This is a genomic window from Microbulbifer discodermiae, from assembly GCF_040742695.1.
Taxonomy (GTDB): domain Bacteria; phylum Pseudomonadota; class Gammaproteobacteria; order Pseudomonadales; family Cellvibrionaceae; genus Microbulbifer.
The window spans coordinates 1-2,200 of the sequence record NZ_JBFLAB010000134.1 but is presented as its reverse complement, the minus strand read 5'-3'; the positions used below and the strand labels follow the sequence as shown (position 1 = coordinate 2,200).

Genomic DNA, 2,200 nt, shown 5'->3' with positions numbered 1-2,200 from the left:
GCTCCGGGGAATGCCGGCGACGCTTCACGGGTTTCTTAGCAGGGATAATTTCACTCATATTAGGTGTCCACTTGTTGATAGGTGGACACCTAAATTACAGCGCAGAATTTGGCTTGGTAGATGAGTTTGCCGGACGCTTACCGTCAACCTAACAGCAAGCCCAGAGTTTCTTATAAAAATATTTAACAATCAGGAAAAGCTTGGGGTGGCCGGTCTATTTATGGCCTTAAACTCTATTGCTGTCATTGCTATTGGTGTGCTTATCTATCCAATCTTGAAGCAGTACAACCAATCTGTAGCCCTAGGGTATTTTGCTGCTAGAATTGTTGAGGCTACTGTTCTCGCTATCGGGATTATTGGAATTCTAACTTTAATTCCAATAAGCAAAGAGATATCAAACGCTGCAGATTCTGATATTTTATTTATATTTACACTTGGCAATACTGCCATTCAAACTAACTGGTACTCATACAATTTTGCAATGATCGTTCTTGGTCTAGGCAGCATACTGTTCTGCCTTGTTTTGCTTCGCTTCTCTTTAGTGCCCAAGGTTTTGTCATGCTTGGGATTATTAGGGTACTTTATTCTGGCCGCAGGATCTATGCTATCAATTATAGGCTTCAACATAGGTTTATATATAACAATTCCGGTTTTTTTATTTGAAGTTATTCTTGGGGTGTGGTTATTAACTAAAGGCTTTAGCTTTCCGGAAAAAATTGAAGAGCGTACGTTTGGTACCGTTAATAATGCCTAACCAAGCACTCCAAGGGGCCGCGTTAACCCACTCAGACAGAGTTATGAAGAATACTGAAAGAGTAATTTCTGATGATCCTACTAGTGCTAGTGTAGGCGACGTAGTGTGGAGCCCAGTGAAATCACTTTGGTTCTTGGGCAATCTCACCGCTGCCTTGTTTATCGCTCCCGGTTTATTTTCTATGTCCGCCTTAGCGGTTTTCATTGTATTAACCGCCATAACTTTGTGTTTTGGTCACTCCCTCGGTATGCACCGGTTGTTGATACATCGTTCATACGAGTGTCCTCTATGGATGGAATACGTATTTGTATACGCTGGTGTACTAGTTGGCATGGCAGGTCCTATAGGTATGCTCAAGCAGCATGACCTCCGAGATTGGGCTCAACGCCAAGAAAAGTGCCACGACTTTTTGTTACATGGTTCATCCATCCTAAAAGACGGTTGGTGGCAATTAAATTGTGACTTGCGCCTACAAAACCCACCTATTTTTCATATCGAACCACGAGTTCTCAAAAGTCGTTTTTACCAATTTATAGAATCCACTTGGCTTTTACAGCAGATTGTTCTTGTGGTGCCTTTATTTCTGCTCGGCGGGCTTAGTTGGGTTGTCTGGGGTGTCTGCGTTAGGGTCGTTGTTTCTGTTGGCGGACATTGGCTTATTGGCTTCTTTGCCCACAACCGAGGCCAGCGAACTTGGCGCGTAGAAGGTGCAGCTGTACAAGGCCATAATATTAGAATTGCCGGGTTCCTTTCGATGGGTGAGGCATGGCATAACAATCATCATGCTTACCCTGGTTCTGCCATGTTGGGACTCTACAAAGACGAGCCAGACCCAGGATGGTGGGTGCTAAATGCATTGCACAATTTGGGTATTGTAAAAAACATCAAACTTCCCCAACACTTACCACAAAGAAGTGAGTTAGTAACCGAGGCAATAAATCTCGGTCAGCGAGTGCAGCGAGTGCCAGAAAACTGTGATATTGCAACTTTTATTAAAAGAGCAGGTTAACAAGGTAAGGCACAGAACCACTAAAAGGCGGCCCGTGCTCGCTGCGCTCCCTTTTGAGCACAATATGTGCACAGCATTGGCCCGCTTAATGAGGCGTTAGAATGTGTACTTAATAAGTTAAGTATTGCTACTAGCAGGTTGTTGAAAAAGACATCCTGCCTGTTTCAAAACACGAAAAGCGAAAAATATGATTTTCACTTTTCTCCCAAAATCAACGACTTATACGTCGCCGAATTTGCCGGAACATCCATATTCCGGTAGCAGGCGTCGAACTTCTTCTAATTTCAACAGCCTACTAGGGCCTGTTAACACTAATTTTGATAAAATCTGCGTTTATGGAAATCACAAAATCGCAATTCAAAATTATCGAACACCTGCTGCCTTTACAGCGAGGTAACGTCAAAATACCGAATATACAGGTCATAAACGCTGTTTTG

Annotated in this window: 1 protein-coding gene and 1 pseudogene; both read left to right on the top strand. The window is 43.1% G+C overall.

Going from position 1 to position 2,200, the window contains the following annotated elements:
- Positions 1-169: 169 nt before the first annotated feature.
- Positions 170-754: pseudogene (locus AB1S50_RS19340) on the top strand (DUF4386 domain-containing protein); the annotation flags it as partial.
- A 43-nt stretch (positions 755-797) separates the two neighbouring features.
- Positions 798-1,763, top strand: coding sequence for an acyl-CoA desaturase (locus AB1S50_RS19335; protein WP_367152894.1), 966 nt, complete (start codon positions 798-800; stop codon positions 1,761-1,763).
- Positions 1,764-2,200 lie beyond the last annotated feature (437 nt).

What these genes read in the sequence shown, in the direction of transcription:
- AB1S50_RS19335 (WP_367152894.1), top strand. Translation starts at nt 798, where the DNA reads ATGAAGAATACTGAAAGAGTAATTTCTGATGATCCTACTAGTGCTAGT.